Raw genomic sequence first — 25,179 nt, forward strand, 5'->3', positions numbered from 1 at the left:
ATAAAATGACACCTGTTGAGTTTGAAAATAAATGGTTTGGAAAAAGTACTTTTTCCAAACCATTTATTACTATATTTAATAATGAAGTTAATGTTTAAAAACGGTCAACCATATTTAGGGATGTACATAGGGTTGCCATCAAAAAATATAATTTCCGCATATACAATTGAGTTAAATAAAATATATTCAACCCAAAAAACATACCTCAAAAATCACATAACGAACACTTTAAACGAATTATTTAACAAATAATCAACAATAATTGAAAAATTACAACAATTTTAAAAAAAACAGGATAAAATATGAACAGCTTCCCTTATGCGCAAAAAAAAACAGTAGTAAACGGAAGCTTACTACTGTTTGATATTGAAACGCTATTATGATATAGCTAATTTAGTCTACATTATCGTGTAAAAACGAATTGTTTGATCTCAATTTTGGATCGTTATTTCCGTCCACTCCGAATGAAATTCTCGATTTGTTGTTCTCCTCGTTTACTTCATCTAAATCCACGCCTAAACGCTTATAAGCAGGTTCTTTTTCTAAGTCTGAATAATGCGCGGTTGAGTTGTTGAACTTATAGTTAAAATCCTTCATCTTTCTTCTGCGTTCTGCGGCACGACTTCTCAACGTGAATTCTTCAATACTCATTTCTGTTGGATTCATCTCGTCATAATCATCAGCTGAAGCTTCTACTTCTACTTTATTTACTACGGGAGCATCCTCAGCGCGTACAGAAAACTTAAACTCTTCTGCGATTTCTTCTTTGTGTGTGCTTACAGGTTTAGCTAAAGATAGTTCTTCTTCTTTGTCCATATAGTCTTCCAAAGAGAAGCGAATAATTTCTTCTTTTTTCGCTGATGCTTGAGCCATCGCTTCATTAGCATGACTACTAGCTTCTGCAGAAGCCATTTCCATCTCTTCTAGTTCATCTGTAAAATGGTGTACAATTGGCGCTGCTGATTCTTGTACTTTAGGTGTTACGATGACAAACTCTGGGTCAAACACCTGGATATCGCGGATATCCTTTTGTTTAAACGCAGTAGGATCGTTATTTACCTGATCGCTTGTGCGCGCTTCCGTTTTTGGTGTTACGATTTCGAAAAACACGTCTAGATTAGACGCTTCAGTAGCTTTACGTTCAAAAGCTAGCTCCTCTATCTCTCCTGTTGGTTGAGTAGGAAAAGCAGATCCACCAAAATCGTCCTGTTGATCATCCTCTTCGTAATCGTCCTCTAAAGTAAACACCTTACGTGTTTCCACCGGAGGATTTACTTCTTCTGTTTCAATTTCCTGCGCACTCTCTGGAGTAGAAACGCGCAAGGGTTGATCTGGTGTTGTAAATCCAAAAGAAGGGGTTGCAGCGGTTTGCGTTAAATCGCGCACTACTTTTTGTTCTTCTTCTAGGGTGTGGATAATAACCTTAGGTTCTGATGAATTAACGATACTCTTTTGTTGCTCGTAGTTAAATCCCGTGGCAATGATTGTTACAGAAATAGCTTCCCCTAATGATTCATCTTCACCAACCCCCATAATAATATTAGCATTATGGCCTGCTTCGGTTTGGATGTGATCGTTAATTTCACCGATTTCATCAATTGTGATTTCATTGGTACCTGAAACGATTAATAACAATACATTTTTAGCTCCTGAAATTTTGTTATCGTTAAGCAATGGAGAATCTAACGCATCGATGATCGCATCTTTTGCTCTATTGTCACCAGATGCAGTTCCTGATCCCATAATAGCGGTACCACTATCGGACAATACTGTTTTTGCATCTTTTAAGTCAATATTTTGCGTATAGTGGTGCGTAATAACTTCAGCGATACCACGGGCAGCAGTTGATAATACCTCATCTGCTTTGGAGAAGCCAGCCTTAAAGCCTAAGTTTCCATATACTTCACGTAACTTATTGTTGTTGATCACGATAAGAGAATCCACTTGTTTTCTCAATCGATCAACTCCTTTTAACGCTTGTTCTTGACGAACTTTTCCTTCAAATTGGAAAGGAATCGTTACAATCCCAACCGTTAATATATCTCTTTCTTTTGATAATTGTGCGATCACAGGAGCTGCACCTGTTCCTGTTCCTCCACCCATACCTGCGGTGATAAACACCATTTTGGTATTGGTATCGAGCATTTTCTCAATTTCTTCTATACTTTCTAAAGCAGATTGTTGTCCTACTTCAGGATTTGCACCTGCACCAAGTCCTTCGGTTAGGTTAACCCCTAACTGAATTTTATTGGGCACTGAACTATTTTCTAAAGCTTGTGAATCCGTATTACAAACGATGAAATCCACTCCTTTAATTCCTTGCTTAAACATGTGATTGATCGCGTTACTTCCTCCGCCACCTACACCAATTACCTTAATAACGTTTGACTGGTTTTTAGGCATATCAAACTTTATTCCTCCGAAATCTGTATTCTCCATATACGTATCGTTTTATTATTCTTGCTTTTCAATAAATTCTTTAATTTTTCTAAAAAAGTTTCCTATGAAACTACTTTCGAAGCGGTCTGCTGTACTAGGTTGCGCTTCTCTTGGTTCTTCCTTAGGTTGTGAAGGGCGCGCATCCACATGAGATTGGCTTACCGCTTCAACTGGCTCTTTTGGTGTGTTTATCGCTGCCTCTGTTTGTGGCGTTGGATAAACAACTTTTCTCTCTTCTGGTTTTGCTTCGACTTTCGTCTCTACTGCTTTGAGTTCTTCTACTGAAACAGCTCCTTTTTTGCGGTGCTTTTCACTTTCCATAACTAATCCAACTCCCGTTGCATACAATGGACTTGAAACTTCTAAACTCGAATCCCCAGCTAAATGCTCATTTGGATACCCTATACGCGTATCTATACCCGTGATATATTCGACTAATTGTTTAATGTGTTTGAGTTCTGATCCTCCTCCTGTTAAAACAATTCCCGCAATTAATTTTTTCTGTGGATTTTCATATCCATAACTCTTAATTTCAGAAAAAACGAGTTGCACAATCTCCTCTACCCTTGCATTTATTATTTTAGAAAGATTTTTTAAAGAAATTTCTTTGGGTTCTTTTCCTCTTAATCCTGGGATAGAAACAATCTCATTGTCTTTATTTTCGCCAGGCCAAGCTGAACCAAATTTTACCTTTAAGATCTCCGCTTGACGTTCAATAATAGAACATCCCTCTTTAATATCTTCTGTGATGACATTACCACCGAAAGGAACAACTGCCGTATGACGGATAATTCCATCTTTAAAAATGGCTAAATCAGTTGTACCACCTCCAATATCGATTAAAGCCACACCTGCTTCTTTTTCCTCTTGGCTCAATACTGCCTCTGCTGAAGCAAGTGGTTCTAATGTGATACCCGCTAGTTCCAGTCCTGCGTCTTTGATACAACGTCCTGCATTTTTTATCAAAGCTGCCTGACCTACTACGACGTGAAACGTAGCTTCTAATCGGCTACCGTACATTCCAACCGGTTCTTTGATTCCCGGTTCTCCATCTATTTTAAATTCTTGTGGTAAAACGTGAATAATCTCTTCCCCAGGTAACATACTTAATTTCTGAACCTGATTAATCAACTGTTCAATATCTTTATCTCCAATTACCTCATCGGGATTTGGACGACTAATATAATCACTGTGCTGAATGCTTCGAATGTGTTGACCTGCAATACCTACTACAACATTTTTAATCTTGTAACCTGCCTGAGTCTCTGCATCTGCCACAGCATGTTGAATCGATTGGATGGTTTGTGTAATATTATTCACCACCCCTCGCTTAACGCCCAAACTCTTAGCTTTTCCTAAACCTAAAATCTCGAGCTTTCCATATTCATTTTTTTTACCAATCATTGCGACAATCTTCGTTGTCCCAATGTCTAAACCAACAGCTATATTTTCTTTTTCCATACTCAATTTATTTTGAACACACCACTTGTTGGGTAAATTTCAGATTGATCTTTTTATAACTATCTATTTCTATTTTCTCTTCGATTGCATATTGTATAAAAGCTTTATAATTTAGGAGTTTTCGCTCCATTTCATTAAAACTTCCAAATAGAATCTGAAACTTATTTACTCGACTTTTCAAGTAAATTACCTCTCCAGGTTGAATACTAATCCCCGTAATCTCTTGTTTCAAAAACTCATCTGCATTGATAAATTCTAACATTTGTTTCAATTGCTCTTGTGTTTCGCTTTTGATGCGACCTTCGACTAAAATAACGCGTTCTGCATAGTTAGTTGACAAAGGCATTTTAGTGCCATTCTCATCCAAATAATACGATTCCTGCTCTCCTACTACTCGGCCAATTGCTTTTTTTTGATTGACTTCGACTTTCATAACTCCGTCAATAGTTAGGTACACCTCAGCCGCTTTGATTAACTTGTTCTGCAATACGCTTTTTTCTAGCGTATTCAAGTCAATCGTAGTTCTGTCTTGTGCTGTAACAGTTCCACTTTGGTGCCTTACAATATCGCTTACATCGCCAGAGGTTACAAAATGGGTTTCTTCTCCCTTAAAAACAATCTCTACTCCTTTTAAGTTTCGATGTGTGTTTCTGTCATTGCTAAAAGAATATAAAAACATGACGGCTCCTAGCATTATCAAAATGCGCAGATCAGACCATTTTATTTTCTTCAACAATTTTTTCATTTTTTATTTTCCTTCTAAAGCTACTTTAATCTCTTGTACCATTTCTCCAATATCTCCTGCTCCAATGGTTAAGATAATCTCCGCATCTGATGCTTTTAAATGTTCGATTAAATCTTCTTTTGCCACCAACTGTTTGTTTTTTGAGCTTAGCTGTTCAAGCAACTTCGCAGAAGTAACTCCTTCGATTGGCAATTCGCGTGCGGGATATATATCCAGTAAGATCACATTGTCAAATGTCGAAAGTGCTGTGGCAAATTCATCCATAAAATCTCTTGTTCGACTGTACAAGTGCGGTTGAAATACGGCAACAATTTTTTTGTCTCCGTGCATTTCGTGTACGCCTTGGCTAGCCGCTTTAATCTCTGTGGGGTGATGTGCATAATCGTCGATATAGATTAATTTCTCTGTTCTTATTTTATAAGAGAATCTTCTGCGTACCCCGCGAAAGCTCTTCAAGCCTTCGATTAATTTCTGCGTATCCACGCCATAATCACTTGCCATAGCAAAAGCCATTAGCGCATTGGATAGGTTGTGTCTTCCTGGTAATCCAAAATAAACCTCCTCTAGGGTTTCTCTTGGCGTAACTAGATCAAACACATACCACCCGTCTACAACTTTTATATTCGTTGCACGATAGCTACAAGCAGTCCCAAATCCGACTTGAATGCCCTCTAAATTCACTGCTTCGGTAACGAAGAGTTTATTTGCATCTGGCAATCGCTGTGCAAAATCCTCAAACGCCACTACCATTTCCTGTGCTGTTCCAAAGATATCCAAGTGATCCGCTTCTGTTGAAGTGATACAAGCAACGTTGGGAAACAAGCGCAAAAAAGAACGATCAAATTCATCTGCCTCTACAACGGTAATGGTTTTACCACTTCCGATCAGATTGGTTTGGTAGTTTTCAACTACTCCGCCAACAAAAGCGGTAACATCTAATCCCGCTTGAAACAACAAATGCCCTAGGATACTCGTTGTCGTTGTTTTACCATGTGTACCTGCTACGGCAAAGCAGTAGGTATCTTTGGTGATGATGCCGAGTACTTCTGAACGCTTCTTTATTTCAAAGTGATTGTCTTTAAAATATCTCCACTCAGCATGTTCTTGTGGCACTGCTGGGGTAACAACAACCAAAGTTGAGGCTACCTCTTTATAATTCGCACGGATTAAGTCCACCTGATCTTCATAGTGAATCTCAATGCCAGCGGCTTCTAATTCTTGTGTCAATTGCGTAGATACTTTATCATATCCAGCGACTTCTTTTCCAATGAACTTAAAATAACGAGCCAAAGCACTCATCCCAATGCCTCCAATTCCAATAAAATATACGCTCTTAATGCTATTTATATCCATTTTTTACTTCTTCATTAATTCTACGATCTGATCTACTATATCTTTTGTTGCTTGAGGCAAGGCTAATCTTCTAAAATTTTGTCCCAAGCTATTTTGTTTCTCTTTATCGTTAAACAAGTCTGTAAAAGTCGAAACAAACTTTTCATTCAACTCGCTTTCTTTAATCAAAAGTGCGGCATCTTGTTCTACGATGCTTTTTGCATTTTTGGTTTGGTGATCTTCCGCTACATTGGGCGAAGGAATAAACAGTACGGCTTTACCCACTAAGGCAAGTTCCGATACTGATGAAGCTCCTGCACGAGAAATAATACTATCAGCAGCAGCATAAGCTAGATCCATGCGATCTAAAAATGCGCATACACGCACATCGGCTGAGTCGTATTGTTTATATTCCTCATAGTAGAACTTCCCACACTGCCAGATCAATTGAATCCCCATTGCTTTAAACAAAGGCAATTGTTCTTCGATGAGCTGATTGATTCTACGAGCACCTAAACTTCCACCAATCACCAACAGCGTATTTTTTGATTGATCCAATCCAAAATAACTGATGGCCTCGTCTCTTTTTGTTGCTATATCGAGTAACCCCTGACGAACTGGGTTTCCCGTTTTTATTATTTTGTGTGCCGGAAAGAAATGTTCTAATCCATCATAAGCTACACAGACTTTATCTACTTCTTTTCCCAACAGTTTATTGGTAATTCCTGGAAAGGAATTTTGTTCTTGTATCAAGGTCGGAATTCCTTTTCCTGCTGCGACTTTCACCACAGCTCCACTTGCAAATCCACCTGTACCGATTACTACATCGGGGGCAAAACGCTTGATAATTTTTCTCGAACGGTTTAAGCTGCTCAACAACTTAAACGGGAACATTAAATTATCGAAGGTCAATTTGCGTTGAATACCTGAGATCCACAATCCCTCAATAGGATAACCTGCTTGAGGTATGCGTTGCATTTCCATCTTTCCTTCTGCACCTACAAAAAGAATATCTGCTTCGGGAAATCTCACCTTTAATTCATCGGCAATTGCCAATGCAGGAAAGATATGTCCTCCTGTTCCTCCTCCACTTAGTATAAACTTCGGTTTGCGTTCCATTTGCTTTTATTCTTCTTTACTATTTTTTTCTAATCGTTCTAAGTGCAAATCGTGTAACATCTCTTGTTCCAGTTGCTCTTCTGCTTGTCTTTTTTGTTCTTCTGCTTGGATTTCTGCTTCTTTTTTGGTCACGCTGAGAATAACCGCAATTGCAAAACAAGTCATCCAGATGGCGGTTCCTCCACTACTAACCAAGGGCAAGGCCTGACCTGTGGTTGGTAAAAGTGAAACAGCGACACCCATATTGATCAAGGCTTGGAAGATGAGATAAAAACCCAATCCTGCTACCAAGAGTTTCCCAAAGAGTGTTGGCGCTTTATGCACCGCAATGAGAAAGCGATAAAACAGCAAGAGGTATATACCCAAAATAGATAGTCCTCCAAATAATCCCCATTCTTCAACAATTATAGCGAAGATAAAATCGGAAGAAGATTGAGGTAAAAAGTTTTTCAACACACTTTTACCGGGGCCTACTCCGAACAATCCGCCATTGGCGATGGCCATTTTAGCATTTTCTACTTGATACAAATCTCGCGTTCCATCATCTGGTCCAGTAAAGCGATCAATACGACTAATCCAGGTATCCACACGATGGGGAAATGCTCCGGGAAAAGCTTTGGCTACTAAGACAAATACAAGCATACAACAGGCGCCAATTCCGATGATGGTCATCAAGTATTTAAAGGGATATTTTCCGATAAATACCAGTACACAGACCATACAAAAAATCAAGGCTGCTGTGGAGAAGTTTGCCGGTAAAATCAAACCAATAATGACTAATACAGGAACCCATAATTGCCAAAAAGACGATTTAAACGTAACTACCTCATCCTTAATACCTGTAAGGTATTGCGCTACATACATCAGCAAAATAATCGCTGCGGTAGAAGAAGGCTGAAATTGTCCTAACAAGGGGATTTTCAACCATCTACTTGCATTGGCTCCTCCAATAGTATTTCCTTTTAACAAAGTATACAACAGGAGCAAAGCAATAATAGGCATACCTATGATGGCGATTTTCCGAAAGAGTGCATAGTCTCTTTTGTGAAAATACCACATGATGCAAATTCCAATAAATAAATGAACGAAATGTCGAAACAAATAATCGGTTGTAGCCTTTCCTGTTCCGATGGTGTAAACTAGATTCGTACTCGCACTATACACGGGTAAAAAAGAGAGCATGGCCAATAAAATTGCTAATGCCCATATAATTTTATCTCCGTACAACAATGAAAGTAGTTTTTTCATCATTTACCTTTACTTTATTTTATTTTATAATTTCAATACTTCTTCTTTGAACTGTCTACCTCTATCTTCATAGCTAGTAAACAAGTCAAAACTCGCACAAGCGGGTGAAAGCAACACGGTGTCCCCCCCTTCGGCTAATGCTTTTGCCTGAATAACGGCATCATGCATGGATTGTACTTCAACCAAATCATCTACCACCTTTTCGTAAGCAGCTTTTATTTTTTGGTTGTCGATCCCCAAACAAACAATCGCTTTTACTTTTTCGCGCACCAAGGGCATTAACTCATCATAATCATTCCCTTTATCCACTCCACCAACGATCCAAACGGTTGGCGTTTTCATGCTTTCTAATGCAAAAAATGTAGCATTGACATTGGTTGCTTTTGAATCGTTGATGTATTGAACATTTTCAATTTTCAATACTTTTTCCAAACGATGCTCCACACCCTGAAAATCAGACAGACTTTCTCGTATTACATTCTTTCTAATTCGCTTTAACTGCGCTATTGTTGTTGCTGCCATAACATTTTTTACGTTGTGCATCCCTTCTAGTGCCACGTCCTTAATAGGTAATATAAATTTTTCATCACTCATATTCACTATAATTTTATCGTCCTCCACATAGGCGCCTCGTTCTAACTTATGTTTGATAGAAAAAGGCAACTTTTGTGCTTTTACCTCATGCTCGCTCAGCCATTTCTGAATTTCCACATCGTCATAGTCATAAATCAAGTAGTCTTCTGCTGTTTGATTCATCGTAATTCGAAACTTTGAAGCGATATAATTCTCATATTTATAGTCGTATCGATCTAAATGATCTGGACTAATATTAGTGATTACTGCAATATGGGGTCTGTAAGTTTCTATTCCGTCTAACTGAAAACTACTCAACTCCAAAACATAACATTTTGCAGGATCCACCTTTACTTGCTCCGCATAACTTTGACCAATATTGCCCCCAACGCCAACATCTAGGCCGCCTTGGTGTAATACATGGTAAGTTAACATCGTAGTTGTCGTTTTTCCATTACTACCCGTAATTCCTACCGACAACGCCTCATTAAAAGGGTAAGCAAACTCAATTTCTGAGATTACTTTAATTCCCTTTGCTACAATTTTTTGTACGATGGGCGCCTTATCTGGTATTCCAGGGCTTTTCACCACTACGTCTGCGTTTAAAATCTTCGCTTCGGTATGCTGTTTTTCTTCCCAATCGATTTCGTTATGTATAAGAACTTCTTTATACTTTTCTTGAATTACTCCATAATCTGAAACAAAGGCGTCATATCCTTTTTCTACAGCCAATAAGGCTGTACCAACTCCACTTTCTCCTCCTCCTAAAATAACAACCCTCATTTTCTTATCTCAGTTTTAATGATATCACACAAAAAACACCCAATAGAATGGCTATAATCCAAAAACGAGTAACGATTTTACTCTCGTGATACCCTTTCTTTTGGAAGTGGTGATGTAAAGGCGCCATTAAAAATATACGTCTCCCCTCTCCAAATTTCTTCTTGGTGTATTTGAAATAACTTACTTGCAATACCACGGATAGTGTTTCGGCGAAAAACACGGCACACAATACGGGTATTAACAATTCTTTTCGCACAGCAATAGCCAATACAGCGATAATTCCCCCTATGGTTAAACTACCTGTATCTCCCATGAAAACTTGTGCAGGATAGGTATTATACCACAAAAATCCGATCAGTGCTCCAATAAATGCGGAGACAAAGACCGTCATTTCTCCCGAATGGGGGATATACATTATATCCAAGTAATTCGCAAATACAACGTTACCCGATATAAAGGCAAAAATACCCAGCACAAATGTGGATATCGCGGAAGTTCCTGCGGCTAAACCGTCGATTCCATCTGTAAGATTTGCGCCATTTGACACGGCTGTTACGATAAAAATCACAATGGGAATAAAAACTAACCACGCATAATCTGCCGCTCCTTCTCCCATCCAACTGATTAACATGCTGTAATCAAATTCGTTATTCTTAAAGAAAGGTATTGTTGTAGCAGTAGACTTTACATCGTATTGACTTACAGCCACTTCACTCAACATATGCTTGGCTGGCACTTCGCGAACTGTTACAGCTGGATTAAAATACAAAACAGCCCCCACGATAAGGCCTAATCCCACTTGACCAATTACTTTGAATCGGCCTTTCAATCCTTCTTTATCTTTTTTAAATACTTTAATATAGTCGTCTAAGAATCCGATGATTCCCATCCATATTGTTGTTAAAATAAGCAATAGAACATAGATATTATCTAGCTTAGCAAACAATAACACTGGGATTAAGGTTGCTATGATGATAATGATTCCCCCCATTGTCGGAGTTCCCGATTTTTCTTTTTGTCCTTCTAAACCTAGTTCTCTAACCGTTTCTCCGATTTGCATAGTTCTCAAGCGCATAATAATGCGTTTTCCATAAATAATCGAGATCAACAAAGAGAAGATCATCGCCATGCCCGAACGAAACGTGATATACTGAAACACCCCTGCTCCAGGTATCTTGAATAATCCATCTAAGTATTGAAATACGTAATACAACATAATTGTTTTTCTTTTTCTATAGTTCTAAAAACTCCTTTACTATTTCTAAGTCACTAAAATGACTTCGTACTCCTTTTATTTCTTGATACGTTTCATGTCCCTTTCCGGCGATCAATATAATATCCCCTGCGGAAGCTTGTTGGCAAGCCAGTTTAATGGCTTGTTTTCGATCTTCTACCACCACCGTTTTCATCTTGTGTTGGGGTTCAACACCTGCTTCAATATCGTTTAATATAGCTGCAGGCTCTTCAAATCGAGGGTTATCTGATGTAAAAATCACTTTATTACTTAAATCAGATGCTATTTTTCCCATTTCTGGGCGTTTCGTTTTATCTCTGTTCCCGCCACAACCTACAACTGTAATCAACTGTTCATTGTTGGTGCGGATGCTGTTAATCGTGTCAATAACATTGGCCAAGGCGTCAGGCGTGTGTGCGTAATCTACAATTGCCGTCACGTTTTTAGACGAAACTATGTATTGAAAACGCCCTTCCACACTAGTCAATTTACTCAATTGTACTAAAGCCTCTTCCATCGGAATGCCCAGCTCTACTGTTGCACCTAATACGGCCAATAAATTGTAGGCATTAAATGCGCCAATTAGTTGTACCCACAATTCTTGTTGGTTGATTTTCATCAACATACCCGAGAATTGGCTTTCCAAAATTTGTCCTTTGTAATCTGCCATATTTTTCAGGGCATAGGCACATACTTTGGCTTGGGTGTTTTGAACCATAATCGGTCCATTTTTATCATCGATATTGGTTAAAGCAAAACTTGCTTTTTTCAATTGATCAAAGAACATTTTTTTTGCATCGCGGTAGGCCGCAAACGTTTTGTGGTAATCTAAATGGTCATGGGTCAAATTGGTAAATATTCCCCCTGCGAATTGCAGACCGAACGTACGGTGTTGAATCACCCCATGTGAACTCACTTCCATGAAACAGAACTCACATCCCTCTTCTGCCATTTGATTCAAATACGCATTGATCGTAATTGAATCCGGAGTGGTATGCGAAGTATCGTATACTGTTTCGCCTATGCGGATATTTACCGTTGACAACAACCCTACCTTATATCCCAAATTGGTAAACATCGTATACAACAAAGTTGCAATAGTCGTTTTACCATTGGTTCCTGTTACTCCTACTAGCTTTAGTTTATGAGAGGGATTTTCATAGAAATTCGCTGCAAGAACTGCTAAAGCTCGATTGCTATCCTCCACCACAACATAAACCACGTCTGACGCCAATTCACTTGGCAATTCTTGACATACAACAGCCGTTGCACCTTTTTCTATAGCTTGTTGGATATAGGCATGTCCGTCGGCTACTTCTCCTACAATGGCTATAAACAGAGTATTTGGCTTAACTTGACGCGAGTCAAAAGCCAAATGGTCTATTGTGGAATCTGTTGATCCAACAATAGACGCTATCTCTACTTTGTATAAGATGTCTTTTATCTTTTTCACGATAGTTCTAAAACTATTTTTTGATTCTTATTTATTTTCTGTCCTGCTATAATGGACTGTGTTTTCACTTTTCCCACTCCTTTTACTTGGACTTTCAACCCCAAGTTTTCCAATAAAGGCAAGGCATCCATCGCTTGCATTCCTCTCACATCTGGCATTACCGAATCACCTAACTGATTTTGAAGCGTAAAAGACTGATAACTTGAGGCAATACGCTCGGGTACATCATTTGATTCTCTTAGCTCTTTTGTCGTAGGCACATCGGTATAAATCTTTTGTGCAATACGCTTGAACACGGGTCCTGCTACATCTGCTCCGTAATAACTCTTGGATCGATCTGGCTTGTGAATCACCACGATACAAGAATACTTTGGATTTTCTGCTGGAAAATACCCTGCAAATGAAGAGGAGTAATACATATCTGAATCATATCCTTTTCCCTTGCCGTAATTAACCTGTGCCGTTCCTGTTTTTCCCGCCATCGAAAAGTTAGGGGAATACAATTTTCTCCCGGTTCCTTTCTTTACTGTATTCGCCAAAATAGCTTGTACTTGGGCGATTACATCGGGCGAGGCAATCTGCGGATTCAGTACCACCTTATCAAATTTCTCTATCGTTTGATCAAATTCTTTGATCTCAGATACAAAATAAGGCTTCACCATTTCTCCATCATTTGCCACAGCATTATATAAGGTAAGCGTTTGCAGAGGCGTTACAGACAATCCATATCCAAAAGCCATCCAGGGCAACGCTAGTCCACTCCAACCTTTTTGTCCCGGTTTAGGTACGTAAGGTGTTGCTTCTCCTTTTATTTTCACTCCGAGTGGCTTATCCATCCACAATGAGCCCAAATAATCTGTAAACACTTTGGGATCGTTTTTAAAAGCCTCATCAACCGCTTGTGTAATCACAGTATTCGAAGAGACTTCGATTCCCCTTGCCAACGAAATTTGTCCATACCCTCCGTGTTTGGAATCGCGAACTCTTGCGTTGTAAAAGCGAACCATCCCGTTATTCGTATCGTAAACACGGGCCGTATCTACTTGTTTTTTTTCTAAGAGCGCCAAGAGCGATGCAATTTTAAAGGTCGATCCTGGTTCGTGCTTTTCCCCAACGGCATAGTTAACCGTTTCGTAATAAGCCCCTGTTTGTGGATCTCGCCCTAAGTTTGAAATCGCGCGAATTGCCCCTGTTTTTGTTTCCATCACAATCACACAACCGTGGTCAGCACTGTATTTGTCCAACGACTGTAACAAGGCGTGATGGGCAATATCTTGAATGTACACATCAATAGTCGAGATAACATCTTTTCCATCGATAGGTTCAATTTCATTTTCATCATTAATGGGTTTCCATTGATTCTTCGCCAAACTTTGCATTTTTCGCTTGCCATCAAAACCACTGAGGTAATCCGTAAAGGCTCCCTCAATTCCCACTCTTCCGAATGTTCCATCTTCATTTTTGCGCTCATACCCAATGGTGCGTTTCGCAATCCTTCCGATGGGATGCTGGCGAACTGTTTTCTGAGAAGATATAAATCCACCGCCATTTCCTCCTCGTTTAAAAAGGGGGAAATTTTTGATTCGCACATAGTCTACATAGCTCAAATTTCGAGCGATTAGAATATACCTGCTTTTCGATGCCCTTCCCTTGCGCAACAAATTTTCATAATGAGCACTAGTCTTCGTAAACATCGCAGCTAAGGAATCAGCCAAAGGCTTTACTTCCTTCTCAAAAACTTCTTGTTTGGGAGCAACCCCGTCAAAACGTATTTCAAAGACCGGTACTGATGTCGCTAATAAGCTTCCATCAGCAGAATAAACATTTCCTCTATTGGCTTCTATTATTTCTTCTTTCACTCGGTTTTCACTTCGCGCTTTTTGTCGAAGCTCACTCCCTTCTACTCCCTGAATTAATAGCAACCGATAAACCACCCCTCCTGCTAACAGCAATACTATCGCAGTGACGACATAAATATTGATATAAATATTTTTGTTACCTAAGGCCATAGCTTACTCCACACTGTTTTATTTTCTTCCTCCTTCAACACCTTTATCTTTTGTGGGGGTGTTTCCGAAGGGTATATTCCTTCTTCTTCTAATTTTCGCGTGATTGTCGACTCCATTTTCAGTTCCATTAGTTCTGAACGCGTTGCCACAAACTCAGCACGTAGCATTTTCACCTCATGTGTTAGTTTCCCGATTTTAAATACTTTGGATTCATATCGCTGTGTATTTCCAATCAAAATCATCCCCAACACAATCACATATATAATAAAGCCCCAGGTTTTTGCTGAATTCTCGTTCACAAGAATCTTTGCTTTTATTATATCTACAGGACTTGCTATATTTTTTTTCATTTTTTCTCTGCAACTCTCAACTTCGCTGATCGAGCTCGGTTATTTACTGCTATTTCTTCATCCGTTGGCACAATCAATTTACCTAATTGTTTCAATGGCACTTCAAATCGTCCAAACATGTCGCGCTCTGGCTCTCCTTCAAACATACCGTTTTTCATAAAGCGCTTCACTAAGCGGTCTTCCAGTGAGTGATAGGATATTATACTTAATCGTCCCTCTGGTTTTAGCACTTCAACACTTTGCTCAAGTAATTCTTTTAGGACTTCAATTTCTTGATTGACTTCAATTCGAATAGCTTGATACACTTGTGCTAATATTTTTGCACTTTTATGTGCGGGTAAAAAACGCGATAAAACTTGTTTGAGCTGATCTGTGTTTTTTATTTCTCCCTCTTGTCTTGCTTTTACAATAGCGAACGCCATTGAGCCTGCATTTTTCAATTCTCCGTATACGCTAAGCACATATCTCAAATCTTTTTCTTCGTAATCGTTTACCACGTGATAAGCAGACAACTCTCCATTTTGATTCATTCGCATGTCAAGCTCTCCGTCAAAACGAGTGGAAAATCCGCGCTCTGCTACATCAAATTGATGGGAAGAAACACCTAAGTCTCCCAGTATTCCATCCACCTCACGCACACCGTAAAATCTCAAGTAACGTTTTAAGTATCTGAAATTTTGATTTATCAGAACAAATCGTGGATCATCAATTGCATTTTTTACGGCATCATCGTCCTGATCAAAGGCAAATAATTTTCCGTTTTCCCCCAGGCGGCTCAAAATTTCACGTGAGTGCCCTCCTCCTCCAAAAGTCACATCAACATAAACACCGTCTGGACGAATATTAAGTCCATCTACAGTTTCTGTCAACAAAACAGGTCTATGATATGCGTATAAATCGTTAGTCATCAAAACTTATATTACTCATTACTTCTTGCGCCAATGCACCAAAATCAAAATCATCCGGTTCTAAAGTAGCTTCATACAGGTCTTTATCCCATATCTCTACGATATTCACTTTTGATGCCATTACAATCTCTTTTGTAATGTTACCAAACTGCAACAGATCCTTTGCTATTAGCAAACGACCTGCATCATCAATATCAACTAACTTAACCCCCGCCATAAAAGCACGGATAAACGTATCTACTTTTTTATCAAAGGGATTCAATTTATTGATCTTCACCATCATCTTCTCCCACTCAGCCATTGGCCACAATTCTAAACACGTTTCAAATACCGATCTCTTCAGCACGAAACCATCGGCCATAGCAGGCAACTGCTTCTTCAAAGAAGCAGGCACCAATACCCTACCTTTGGTATCGACCTTACATTCATATGTACCGATAATTGACGTCAAAATTTAATTTTATGTATACTTAGCAAATGTAATTATTTTTTTACCACTTTTACCCACTTTTACCCACTTTGTTGATAAGTTTTCTAAATATACCGTATTTACTGACCTCAATCAGCGATTCTACCACCAAAATCCTCGCATTTTACGATCAAACTAATTGATTTGAACTCACTTATCACCAAAAGTGATGTTTCATTTCCTCTACCTACCCCTTTTTATTAATTACCACACTTTTAACTTAAAAAACATATTTAACGCACAAAAACCAATATTTTACCTTTTTTTTAAAATAAACGTAACGCACAAAACAGAAGTGAATTTCACTTTAGAAAAACACCTTTGAATATTGTATTTCACCACCCGCCTTTGTCTAAAAAAAGCCTGCTATTAACGATTTTCACACCGCCTACCACAAAACTATAGGATACAGCATCCGCATACGTAAAAACAATCCTATAATTCATTGCTCTTGATGACAAAACACCTTATTTTGGTTGTCTTGATTTTTGATACCTGATTTAACATGGTGCTCAATCTCTTGGCAAACAAAAAAAATACGCTCCTTCACTTCACCCGAGCGCACTGGCACTTTTGAGGGAATCGTTACTTTTATACTACGGAAGCATGGAGACAAAAAAGGAATACAAAATAATAGAACACCCTTTGTGTTAAATAGTGTTTCATTTGGAGATGTCTTTTTTTTAAAACCAAATAGGCTATCTTATTGGCGACTAATCGCAAAACATATTATTTTTTCTGAAATCTAACCCTATGCTCCACAACCCAAAAGCCGTATTCGTCCACGAGATAGCAAAGAATAAACCGCTGAAAGATTCAAATATGCAGCACTTGCTTTGCGGGATGCGAACCTAAATCAGCCTAAATGTTCAGAGAAAAACTTCAATCTAATCCATTTTACTAGCCGTTGCTTTTCCCCTTTTTCACGATTCGTTTTTATCTAGAATCAATCAGCTGAACCAATGGTTCGTACTTGCTGGTTTCGCGCGATTTATACTCATAAATTATGCCGTGCTTCTGTTATCTATACAGCTTTTTCATATTTTTAACAACTGTCGACCAAACGCCTACTCATACAAAAACAAGCCTTCATTTACTCGCTTTTAATCCTAACTCCCCTTTGTACTCCCGCGGTAAAACTTACTTGATGCTGCTATATTTTTCACCCGTGCTATAGTCGATAACCGCCATAAACATTTGAATCAGTTTTTCTTTTCGCCCTCACTTATCGCCTCGCTTAAGAAAGAGAAAAAGAGAAATTATGTTAGAGAAACTCTAAAATTAACTCACTTCGCTTCGAGTTTCTTTCTTATCGTTTACCCAAGTACACTTACAGCTGACAGTATTTGTACTCGGTAGAACTACTCCATGACACAGCGGTATCAATGGGTTGTTTGACACTTGCCCTATGCAATTGAAACAAAGGAATAGCCGAGAGCTTATATATTCTGAATTATTTCACACCTTACTCGATTTTATCCTTTTATTACAATAAATGTCTCTATTAAAAATGTATATTTGTAAGAATTTAAAAATCGCAAGTAAGAGCTAATGGAGCGAACTTTAAAAGAAGACGGTAAATTCCGATATGTGGAAGTTGGTGAAGGAACACCAATTATCATCTTACATGGATTAATGGGAGGTCTTAGTAATTTCGATGGAGTTACAAATTTCTTTCCTCAAAAAGGCTACAAAGTTGTTATCCCTGAATTGCCTTTATACACCAATAGCATTTTAAAAACGAATGTAAAAGCCTTTGCTAAATTTGTCAAAGACTTTATTGAACGCATTGGTTATGAAGACGCTATTATATTAGGTAATTCCTTAGGGGGACATATTGCTTTGTACTTTGCTAAAATGTATCCGAAACATTTAAAAGCTATGGTTTTGACTGGAAGTTCAGGACTATACGAGAGTGCTATGGGGGATAGTTATCCAAAGCGTGGAGACTACGAATACATCCGAAAAAAAGCGGAAGACGTATTTTACGATCCTGCCGTAGCAACCAAAGAAATTGTAGACGACGTTTTTGCCACAGTAAATGATCGCATGAAGTTGATTAAGACTTTGACAATTGCAAAAAGTGCAATTCGACACAATATGTCCAAAGACTTACCAAAAATAAATGTTCCTACTTGTTTAATTTGGGGAAAGAACGACAAAGTAACTCCACCAGAGGTTGCTGTTGAATTTCACGAATTACTACCGGACTCAGATCTATATTGGATTGATAAATGCGGGCATGCAGCCATGATGGAGCACCCAGATGAATTCAATGAACTATTGATCAAGTGGTTCAACGAACGCAACATATAAAACAATGAAAGTAAATACCGCAGCATTTGTAATGAGCAACTCTGAAGTTAGTAAATGCCCAAATGAGCCTTTACCAGAGTATGCCTTTATCGGGAGATCCAACGTTGGAAAATCTTCCCTTATCAACATGCTTACTAATTCGAAAAACTTAGCTAAGACTTCCTCTAGACCAGGAAAAACACAATTGATCAATCACTTCAAGATTAATTCGAATTGGTTCTTGGTCGATTTACCTGGATATGGGTACGCTAAGGTATCAAAAAAGACCAAAAGTGTTTTCCAAAAATTCATTACAGAATATTTCGAAAAACGCAGACAATTGGTTTCTGCCTTTGTCTTAATTGACATACGACACGAAGCACAAAAAATTGATTTGGAATTCATGGAGTATTTAGGAGAGTCAGGCATACCCTTTGCCATTATCTTCACTAAAGCAGATAAGGTAGGAAAAACCAAAGTACACCAATTAGTAGCTGATTACGAGAAGCAATTACTGAATAGTGTTTGGGAAGAGATGCCTCCTTACTTTGTAACCTCATCAGAAGATAAAACAGGACGAGACGAAGTATTGGCCTATATTGACGAAATAAACCAAGACATCTTCAAAAATCCACTACCGATATAAAAAAAACTGCCTAGGCAGTTTTTTTTGTTTTTAAATATAGTAATCATTCACTGTAATAATTCCGGCTCGAATTGCATAACGCGTAGCATCGTGTACGCTATTCACTTCGAGTTTCTTAAAGATATTCTTTCGATGGGTAATCACCGTGTGAATACTGATGTTGCGGTCTGCAGCAATTTCCTTGGTCATTTTTCCCGTGGCAATTTCCTTTAAAATTTCCCTTTCCGCATTCGTCAATACTTGATCGACCTTAAAGGCTGTTGTTCTGTATGAATTGAGCACCTCTTGTACACAAGGTGCTATATAGTGTTCTTTCTTACAAACTACAGTTAGCGCCTGTTTGAGGTCGTGAACCGTGCTTCTTTGTTGAACCATATTAAATCCAATCACCGATTTCACTTGAAGTATTTTTTTTAACCAAGCCTCTGGCAATTCCTCCAACCACATAATCCAAGTACTGCGTTCATAGTCTGTCTTCAATTCATAGATAGCCTCTACTTCTTGTAATAAGTGGTAAGTAGTCGGATTAAAAAAGACATAGCCAGTGCTGTTCTTTTTCAAAAACAAGTGGATTTCTTGCACTGTTTGCAAATCATGCCAGACAATTTCTTCTTGACACACCTGTTCTGCTATCGTTTTGATGCCCAAACGAACCAATTCTTTTTCTTCTAAAATAGCAATGTGCATCATAACATACCTTTCTCTTACAAAATTAAGGAAATAATCTCAGGAATAAACGGAAAAATACTTTCCTAAACAATCGCTTTTCTTCTTTTTCAATTTGGGCATTTCTTTTCTTTGGCACCACACTGAAAACAAAGGCAAACTTAAATTGTTCCTGTGATAGGTTGCTATTTTCTATTTGCCCTGCTATTTCGACGGCTCTATAGGACTAATTAAGACGTCCAAAAGAAAGGCAGTCTAAATTAAATAGAAAAGAGGCGGCCTAAAAATAAGTGGTTTATTTATAGCGTACAGTAAACGACAATTCAATCAGCTCTCCTTCACTATGATTGGCTCTTGTTTTTCTACATACACGAAAGCCGCGATATTTAGTTGTAAACTTTTTTCTAGAGGGTATCGTACTATTGCTACTAGGATACCTGCGTTGTGCATCCATAGTGAGTCTATTAGAAATGTGGTTTTTAATGGACTCACTATGGACTCACTATGGACACAGTATGGACTCATCCTGTCTCGTCCTACTATAACTGTACAGCTTTTTTGGCGAATCTGCTTCTAATACTAACCAAAATACCTTGTAGCCATCCATGTATTTGGATTTTTTAAACTGACCTTGTTGATTTTATTCAACATACAACACGGGACATTTTAAGACAAAATAAAGAGGGTGCCTTTTGAGACACCCTCTTTCCACCATTACTGATTGAATAAAATAAACAACTAATGAACCACTCACTATTTTATAGGTTCGGATTTTCTCTTTCTTCTACTGCAGGTATTTGATAGAGGTAATACGGACTATTAGCCACGAAAGGCGATTGATCAGGTAGATTTAACGCATAATGCCCATTAGCGGTCATTACTTTTGTCTTTACTTCCTCCTTGCCTTGTTCATCCTTTACCACATAGGTATAGTCTACCTTGTCGAGTTCGTATTTTTTTCGAACCACGCTTTTTTGATTTCTTACGATATCAACTAAGCTAAATCCCTCGCCAAATAATTCTTTTCTTCGCTCAAGCAAGATCGCTTCTACTAAATCATTTCCAGACAGGTTCGAAGCCAAGGCTGCATGACGCGCTCGTTTTACTTCGTTTAATTTATTGATCGCATCACCATCGTTTAGTCTGGCTTTTGCTTCTGCATTGATCAAGTAGATCTCTGAAGTACGCATCAACACGATATCGGCAAGTTGTCCTGCTTTAAATTTAAATTTTGCATAACGCATCCAAACCACTGAGGCATTTTCTATTTTAGCACCTGGATCAGGGGCCCAATTGATCATTGATTTTCTATAATCACCGTCATCAAATAGATCTTTAAAATGCGGATCAGCATTAAAACTATAGTAAAAACTATCGGTTGATGTTACATCTAAATAATGAAATTGATAGGAAGCCCCACTTTGATCTGGCGTTTGAGGATGTCCCCAAATCCATTCGCGATTATTGACGTCATTGAATCCAGTTTTATATTCATTTTCGGTCATTAAATAATCGTTCTTTACCAATAGACGATCAGAATAATCTTTAGCTTTCTGCCAATTTCGAGCATATAAATTAGCTCTTGACAACAACCCTAAAACGACGGTATGATCGATTTGAAATTTTTGTTTGCGAACATATCCTTCGGGGATTAGTACTAAGGCTTCCTCTAAATCAGCAAGGGCTTGGTTATACACTTCTGTTACCGTTGCGCGTTTGCCTGGCTGAGTATTAGCCGTAGTTGGTTTTAAGTAAATAGGCACCGCTAATGCATTGGGATCTTTGTCTATGGCAAAGGCATAGGAAGAGGCCAAATGCAAATACATAAACCCTCTCAAGGCATAGGCTTGTCCTTTAATTCTTCTTTTTTCACCTGCGTCCCCCTTAGAATCGTCAATATAAGCCAAAATATTGTTCATATTATTAATGGTCTTATAAGACAAATTCCAGCTATGGGAATTAGTTCCTCCTTTTCCATATAAGGCACTAAATTGATAATGATTTCCGAAACCATACTTATTGGTTTGCAATACAACGTCGTTCCCCATAGCATCACTGGTACGCAAGAAAGATCCGAAACCAGGGTTTGCATAAGTTGAAAATGTTTCCATTAGTTGCCCCCAACTACCATTTAGTACTTTTTCGCTTCCTGAAACGGTTTTGAACACTTCTTTTTCTTCTACTGCATCAGTAGGAGAAGTATCTAAATCACAAGAAATAAGTACAAAAGAAAATAGCAGGAATAAGGTTTTAGTATATAGGCTATAATTTTTCATCTTTTTATAATTTTAAGTTTACTCCCACTGAAATTGTTTTCATCGCAGGATAGCGGAAATAGGTTGTTCCATCATACGTTTGTTCCGGGTCTAACCCTTGTTGTTTGGTCCAGGTAAGTAGATTTTCAGCTTGTAAATAAACAGAAGCTTGTCCTATGTTTACTTTCTGCAACCACTCTTTTGGAAAATTATAGGCTACGGACAAGTTTTTCAACTTTAAGAACGAGCGATCTACTAAAAATCGAGTGGAGGTATTGGTCCAGCTATTAGCCGATGACGTTGTCAATCGCGCTACATCAGCACCTGTATTTTCTGGAGTCCATCGATCTAACATATCCACACTCCACGAAGTACCTCCAGCGTTTTGCCTCATCAAACTCAACTTATCGCTATTGTAAATTTTCCCTCCAACAGCATAGGAAAAGTTTGCGATTAACTGCCAATTTTTATAGGAAAGATCCGTTTGGAATCCCCCTGAAAACTTGGGTAGAGAATTTCCACTTTTCACTTTGTCTTTATCTTTTAAATCGCTGTAATTTTCTGTGATAAAACGCTCGCCATTAGCATCTGTTCCATACCATCTAGGTCTTCCTGTCTCCGGGTTAAGACCTGCCCATTCAATCAAGTAAAAATCATATAGCGAACCTCCTTCTACCCATTTTTTTGTACCGCTAAACATCTCCGCTGTTGGAAGTGCTTGAATTTTATTTTTATAGGTAGTGATATTCATTCCAACGCTCCATTTCCAATCATCTGTCAGAATCGGAGTTCCTTCTAACGACAATTCCCATCCATAGTTTTTCATTTTCCCAATATTTTGCAGGACAGAGTTGTAGCCAAGGGAAGGTGATAATTCTTTATTAAACAGCAAGTCTTTAGATGCGCGTTCGAAATACTCTAGTGTACCAGTTAATCGGTTATTGAACATGCCGAAATCGAAACCTACGTTTAGATTCATATTGGTCTCCCAGCTTACAGAGGACGATCCTAAACGAGAAGCAACCAAACCTGGATCACCTAAATTATTATTAATGGCGAATAATGCCTGATATGCATAGTATTCCACATTGTCATTCCCTTGAGCTCCATAGCTAGCGCGAACCATTAATTCATTCAACCACGAATCTCTATACTTTTGCATAAAGTCTTCGTCTATCAGTCGCCAAGAAGCACCTAAGGACCAGAATGAGGCAGCACGATGTCCCGGAGCGAAACGAGAAGATTCATCTCGGCGGAAAGATCCCGATACATAGTATTTCTTATCGTATGAATACTGCAGATTTCCGAACAAACTAAAGATGCTATACTCATCTGCTTTTCCGTAGAAATCAGCTAATCGAGAAGCCGCATCTGGTTGTTCATAGCCCAACATAATTAACTGTTCTCTCATTCCGCCAAAATAGTTGGATTTGTATTGGTAGAACTCTTGTCCAGCCATAACACCTATACTATTTTTATCATCGAGGTCGAGGTCGTAATTCAATACGTTGTTATAGGTCATACTTGTGGTACGAGTATTTCTCATACTTACTCCACCTCCGGTAGAACTTGATGGTCCTACTTCTGGGTTGGTTACATTGTGATTATACACACTGTTGTAATCGACGTTTAATGAAGTTTTAAATTTCAAATTATCTAAGAACTTCACTTGGGCGTAGGTGCGAACAGATGCAAAGTCCGTTTTGTTTTCTGCTTTGTCTAGCGGAAGCGTAGCTACTAAATTGTGACGTGCATAAGAACTCGCTCTGTAGTTACCGAAATCAAATACTCGACTTCCCGTTTCAGGATCTATAATATAAGCTCCTGTTGTTAGGTCTCGTTCATAAATCGGATAAAAAGAAGGCATATTTCGTCCAAATCCGATTACGTTTGAGATTGCACTATCATCTTGTTTAGGATAATCTTGAATGGAATGTGAAGCCGAAGCATTCAGTCCTAACTCCAACCAACTTTTGGCGTCCATCACAATATTAGATCGGAAATTAAATCGCTTAAAGCCCGATTCTTTTACATATCCTTGGTTGTTTAAGAATCCTCCCGACACAAAATACCTTGTACGTTCTCCTCCACCCGATACACGAATATTCAAATCCGTATAATTGGCATTTTGAGACAAGGCATCTGTCCAATCGTCATTCCACAACGGACGTAAGCCAGTACGTAACTTCCCGTCTGTTCCAACAGGTTCAGGGTTATCTAAACCATAGGGATTGATTCCTATAGCATTTATTAAGTTTGCGGTTGCATATTGAGAAGCAGTTGCCCAATCTTCTCCCGCGGTGTCCATGCGTCCATTTCGCATTGCTTCCCAATACATTTCCATGTATTGATTGGTTCCCATGGTTTTATAATCACTTCGCGCTCTACTAGAGGTTCCGTACTTGGCCGATATTTCGATTTGAGGATCTTGATTTTTCACCCCTCTTTTGGTGGTAATCATCACCACACCATTTGCCGCTCTAGATCCATATAAAGTTGCGGATGTAGCATCCTTTAAAACGGAAATAGATTCAATATCTGCCGGTGCAATAGTAGATAGACCCCCTTCATAAGGCACTCCATCTACTACATATAAAGGTCTACTACCTGCATTGACTGAACCTATCCCACGAATGCGTATTTCCGCTTCCGAACCGGGTTGTCCACTTGCTGCAAACGATTGAACCCCTGCTACCGAACCTTCTAAAACTCTTGACACATTGCTCACTTGAGACTGTCCAATCGTTTTAGCGCTAACTAATCCAACTGATCCTGTATACGTTTTCTTATTCGCTGTACCATACGGTATATGAATAACAACTTCTTCCAAGTTTTCGGCCGCCGCCTCTAAATAAATATTGAGTTCCGTTTGATTGGAAACTTTTACTTTTTTCGTTACATACCCTATAAACGAGAAGGCAACGGTTTGGTTTGGCTCTACTCTGATGGCGTAATTTCCATCGAAATCTGTTGCCACTCCCTTACCTGTTTCTTCCACGATTACACTTACTCCTGGTAAACTTCCTCCAACATCAGAAACTGTACCTTTTAGCGTAATTTCTTGTGCTTGCATCTGATATACTCCAATCAGAACAAAAACAATTTGTAAAATTTTTTGCATAAATTATCCCTTTGATTGACGAATAATTCCATCAATACATTAATAAAAAAAATGTTATAATTAAAAAGATATG

General features: G+C 38.6%; 18 protein-coding genes. 2 read left to right on the plus strand and 16 right to left on the minus strand.

The features are described from left to right. Positions 1–393 precede the first annotated feature (393 nt). Genes ftsZ through mraZ form a run of 13 tightly spaced genes read right to left on the minus strand, consistent with a single transcriptional unit; the run spans position 394 to position 16,105 of the window. A complete protein-coding gene (gene ftsZ, locus H4K35_RS10545) occupies positions 394–2,439 on the minus strand; it encodes a cell division protein FtsZ (RefSeq protein WP_182627751.1) in 2,046 nt (681 codons plus the stop codon). Between the two features lie 15 nt (positions 2,440–2,454). Beyond that, on the minus strand, positions 2,455–3,900 hold the full coding sequence (ftsA, locus tag H4K35_RS10550) for a cell division protein FtsA (RefSeq protein WP_182627753.1): 1,446 nt from the start codon (positions 3,898–3,900) through the stop codon (positions 2,455–2,457). A gap of 7 nt (positions 3,901–3,907) precedes the next feature. Beyond that, positions 3,908–4,645 (minus strand): cell division protein FtsQ/DivIB, encoded by a 738-nt coding sequence (locus tag H4K35_RS10555; RefSeq protein ID WP_182627755.1) that lies wholly within the window; start codon positions 4,643–4,645, stop codon positions 3,908–3,910. Positions 4,646–4,648: 3 nt separating this feature from the next. Beyond that, positions 4,649–5,998: a UDP-N-acetylmuramate--L-alanine ligase gene (gene murC, locus H4K35_RS10560; protein WP_182627757.1), complete on the minus strand. Its 1,350-nt coding sequence runs from the start codon at positions 5,996–5,998 to the stop codon at positions 4,649–4,651. 3 nt (positions 5,999–6,001) lie between these two features. Further along, positions 6,002–7,096 (minus strand): undecaprenyldiphospho-muramoylpentapeptide beta-N-acetylglucosaminyltransferase, encoded by a 1,095-nt coding sequence (murG, locus tag H4K35_RS10565; RefSeq protein WP_182627759.1) that lies wholly within the window; start codon positions 7,094–7,096, stop codon positions 6,002–6,004. A 6-nt stretch (positions 7,097–7,102) separates the two neighbouring features. Beyond that, a complete protein-coding gene (locus tag H4K35_RS10570) occupies positions 7,103–8,344 on the minus strand; it encodes an FtsW/RodA/SpoVE family cell cycle protein (protein WP_182628003.1) in 1,242 nt (413 codons plus the stop codon). A 24-nt stretch (positions 8,345–8,368) separates the two neighbouring features. Continuing rightward, on the minus strand, positions 8,369–9,700 hold the full coding sequence (gene murD, locus H4K35_RS10575; RefSeq protein WP_182627761.1) for a UDP-N-acetylmuramoyl-L-alanine--D-glutamate ligase: 1,332 nt from the start codon (positions 9,698–9,700) through the stop codon (positions 8,369–8,371). Between the two features lie 4 nt (positions 9,701–9,704). Further along, the gene (gene mraY / locus H4K35_RS10580) at positions 9,705–10,916 is read right to left on the minus strand and encodes a phospho-N-acetylmuramoyl-pentapeptide-transferase (protein ID WP_182627763.1); all 1,212 of its coding nucleotides are present in this window, start codon (positions 10,914–10,916) and stop codon (positions 9,705–9,707) included. A gap of 16 nt (positions 10,917–10,932) precedes the next feature. Continuing rightward, positions 10,933–12,387 (minus strand): UDP-N-acetylmuramoyl-L-alanyl-D-glutamate--2,6-diaminopimelate ligase, encoded by a 1,455-nt coding sequence (locus H4K35_RS10585; RefSeq protein WP_182627765.1) that lies wholly within the window; start codon positions 12,385–12,387, stop codon positions 10,933–10,935. Then, the gene (locus H4K35_RS10590) at positions 12,384–14,396 is read right to left on the minus strand and encodes a penicillin-binding protein (RefSeq protein WP_182627767.1); all 2,013 of its coding nucleotides are present in this window, start codon (positions 14,394–14,396) and stop codon (positions 12,384–12,386) included. Before H4K35_RS10590 ends, H4K35_RS10585 begins: the two co-directional genes overlap by 4 nt. After that, positions 14,387–14,746, minus strand: a complete 360-nt coding sequence (locus tag H4K35_RS10595; RefSeq protein WP_182627768.1) for an FtsL-like putative cell division protein — start codon at positions 14,744–14,746, stop codon at positions 14,387–14,389. Before H4K35_RS10595 ends, H4K35_RS10590 begins: the two co-directional genes overlap by 10 nt. After that, complete coding sequence (gene rsmH, locus H4K35_RS10600) at positions 14,743–15,654, minus strand: 16S rRNA (cytosine(1402)-N(4))-methyltransferase RsmH (protein WP_182627770.1); 912 nt, start codon at positions 15,652–15,654, stop codon at positions 14,743–14,745. The genes H4K35_RS10595 and rsmH overlap by 4 nt, the downstream gene beginning before the upstream one ends. Then, complete coding sequence (gene mraZ / locus H4K35_RS10605) at positions 15,647–16,105, minus strand: division/cell wall cluster transcriptional repressor MraZ (RefSeq protein WP_182627772.1); 459 nt, start codon at positions 16,103–16,105, stop codon at positions 15,647–15,649. Before mraZ ends, rsmH begins: the two co-directional genes overlap by 8 nt. Positions 16,106–17,674: 1,569 nt before the next feature. On the opposite strand from mraZ, the gene H4K35_RS10610 reads away from it, so the two are divergent. Beyond that, entirely contained in the window at positions 17,675–18,439 is a 765-nt protein-coding gene (locus tag H4K35_RS10610) for an alpha/beta fold hydrolase (protein ID WP_182627774.1), read from the plus strand. A 4-nt stretch (positions 18,440–18,443) separates the two neighbouring features. Continuing rightward, complete coding sequence (gene yihA, locus H4K35_RS10615; protein ID WP_182627776.1) at positions 18,444–19,064, plus strand: ribosome biogenesis GTP-binding protein YihA/YsxC; 621 nt, start codon at positions 18,444–18,446, stop codon at positions 19,062–19,064. A gap of 30 nt (positions 19,065–19,094) precedes the next feature. On the opposite strand, the gene H4K35_RS10620 is transcribed toward yihA, so the two are convergent. From H4K35_RS10620 to H4K35_RS10630, 3 genes are all read right to left on the minus strand, one after another. Then, a complete protein-coding gene (locus tag H4K35_RS10620) occupies positions 19,095–19,754 on the minus strand; it encodes a response regulator transcription factor (protein ID WP_182627778.1) in 660 nt (219 codons plus the stop codon). Between the two features lie 734 nt (positions 19,755–20,488). Continuing rightward, on the minus strand, positions 20,489–22,006 hold the full coding sequence (locus tag H4K35_RS10625; RefSeq protein ID WP_182627780.1) for a RagB/SusD family nutrient uptake outer membrane protein: 1,518 nt from the start codon (positions 22,004–22,006) through the stop codon (positions 20,489–20,491). Between the two features lie 4 nt (positions 22,007–22,010). Further along, a complete protein-coding gene (locus H4K35_RS10630; RefSeq protein ID WP_182627782.1) occupies positions 22,011–25,106 on the minus strand; it encodes a TonB-dependent receptor in 3,096 nt (1,031 codons plus the stop codon). Positions 25,107–25,179: the final 73 nt, after the last annotated feature.

This window comes from Myroides sp. NP-2 (assembly GCF_014145665.1).
Taxonomy (GTDB): domain Bacteria; phylum Bacteroidota; class Bacteroidia; order Flavobacteriales; family Flavobacteriaceae; genus Flavobacterium.

Bases quoted from the DNA above. Each gene is read 5' to 3' on its own strand.
- ftsZ (WP_182627751.1), bottom strand. From the start codon at position 2,439: ATGGAGAATACAGATTTCGGAGGAATAAAGTTTGATATGCCTAAAAAC.
- ftsA (WP_182627753.1), bottom strand. From the start codon at position 3,900: ATGGAAAAAGAAAATATAGCTGTTGGTTTAGACATTGGGACAACGAAG.
- H4K35_RS10555 (WP_182627755.1), bottom strand. From the start codon at position 4,645: ATGAAAAAATTGTTGAAGAAAATAAAATGGTCTGATCTGCGCATTTTG.
- murC (WP_182627757.1), bottom strand. From the start codon at position 5,998: ATGGATATAAATAGCATTAAGAGCGTATATTTTATTGGAATTGGAGGC.
- murG (WP_182627759.1), bottom strand. From the start codon at position 7,096: ATGGAACGCAAACCGAAGTTTATACTAAGTGGAGGAGGAACAGGAGGA.
- H4K35_RS10570 (WP_182628003.1), bottom strand. From the start codon at position 8,344: ATGAAAAAACTACTTTCATTGTTGTACGGAGATAAAATTATATGGGCA.
- murD (WP_182627761.1), bottom strand. From the start codon at position 9,700: ATGAGGGTTGTTATTTTAGGAGGAGGAGAAAGTGGAGTTGGTACAGCC.
- mraY (WP_182627763.1), bottom strand. From the start codon at position 10,916: ATGTTGTATTACGTATTTCAATACTTAGATGGATTATTCAAGATACCT.
- H4K35_RS10590 (WP_182627767.1), bottom strand. From the start codon at position 14,396: ATGGCCTTAGGTAACAAAAATATTTATATCAATATTTATGTCGTCACT.
- H4K35_RS10595 (WP_182627768.1), bottom strand. From the start codon at position 14,746: ATGAAAAAAAATATAGCAAGTCCTGTAGATATAATAAAAGCAAAGATT.
- rsmH (WP_182627770.1), bottom strand. From the start codon at position 15,654: ATGACTAACGATTTATACGCATATCATAGACCTGTTTTGTTGACAGAA.
- H4K35_RS10610 (WP_182627774.1), top strand. From the start codon at position 17,675: ATGGAGCGAACTTTAAAAGAAGACGGTAAATTCCGATATGTGGAAGTT.
- yihA (WP_182627776.1), top strand. From the start codon at position 18,444: ATGAAAGTAAATACCGCAGCATTTGTAATGAGCAACTCTGAAGTTAGT.
- H4K35_RS10620 (WP_182627778.1), bottom strand. From the start codon at position 19,754: ATGATGCACATTGCTATTTTAGAAGAAAAAGAATTGGTTCGTTTGGGC.
- H4K35_RS10625 (WP_182627780.1), bottom strand. From the start codon at position 22,006: ATGAAAAATTATAGCCTATATACTAAAACCTTATTCCTGCTATTTTCT.
- H4K35_RS10630 (WP_182627782.1), bottom strand. From the start codon at position 25,106: ATGCAAAAAATTTTACAAATTGTTTTTGTTCTGATTGGAGTATATCAG.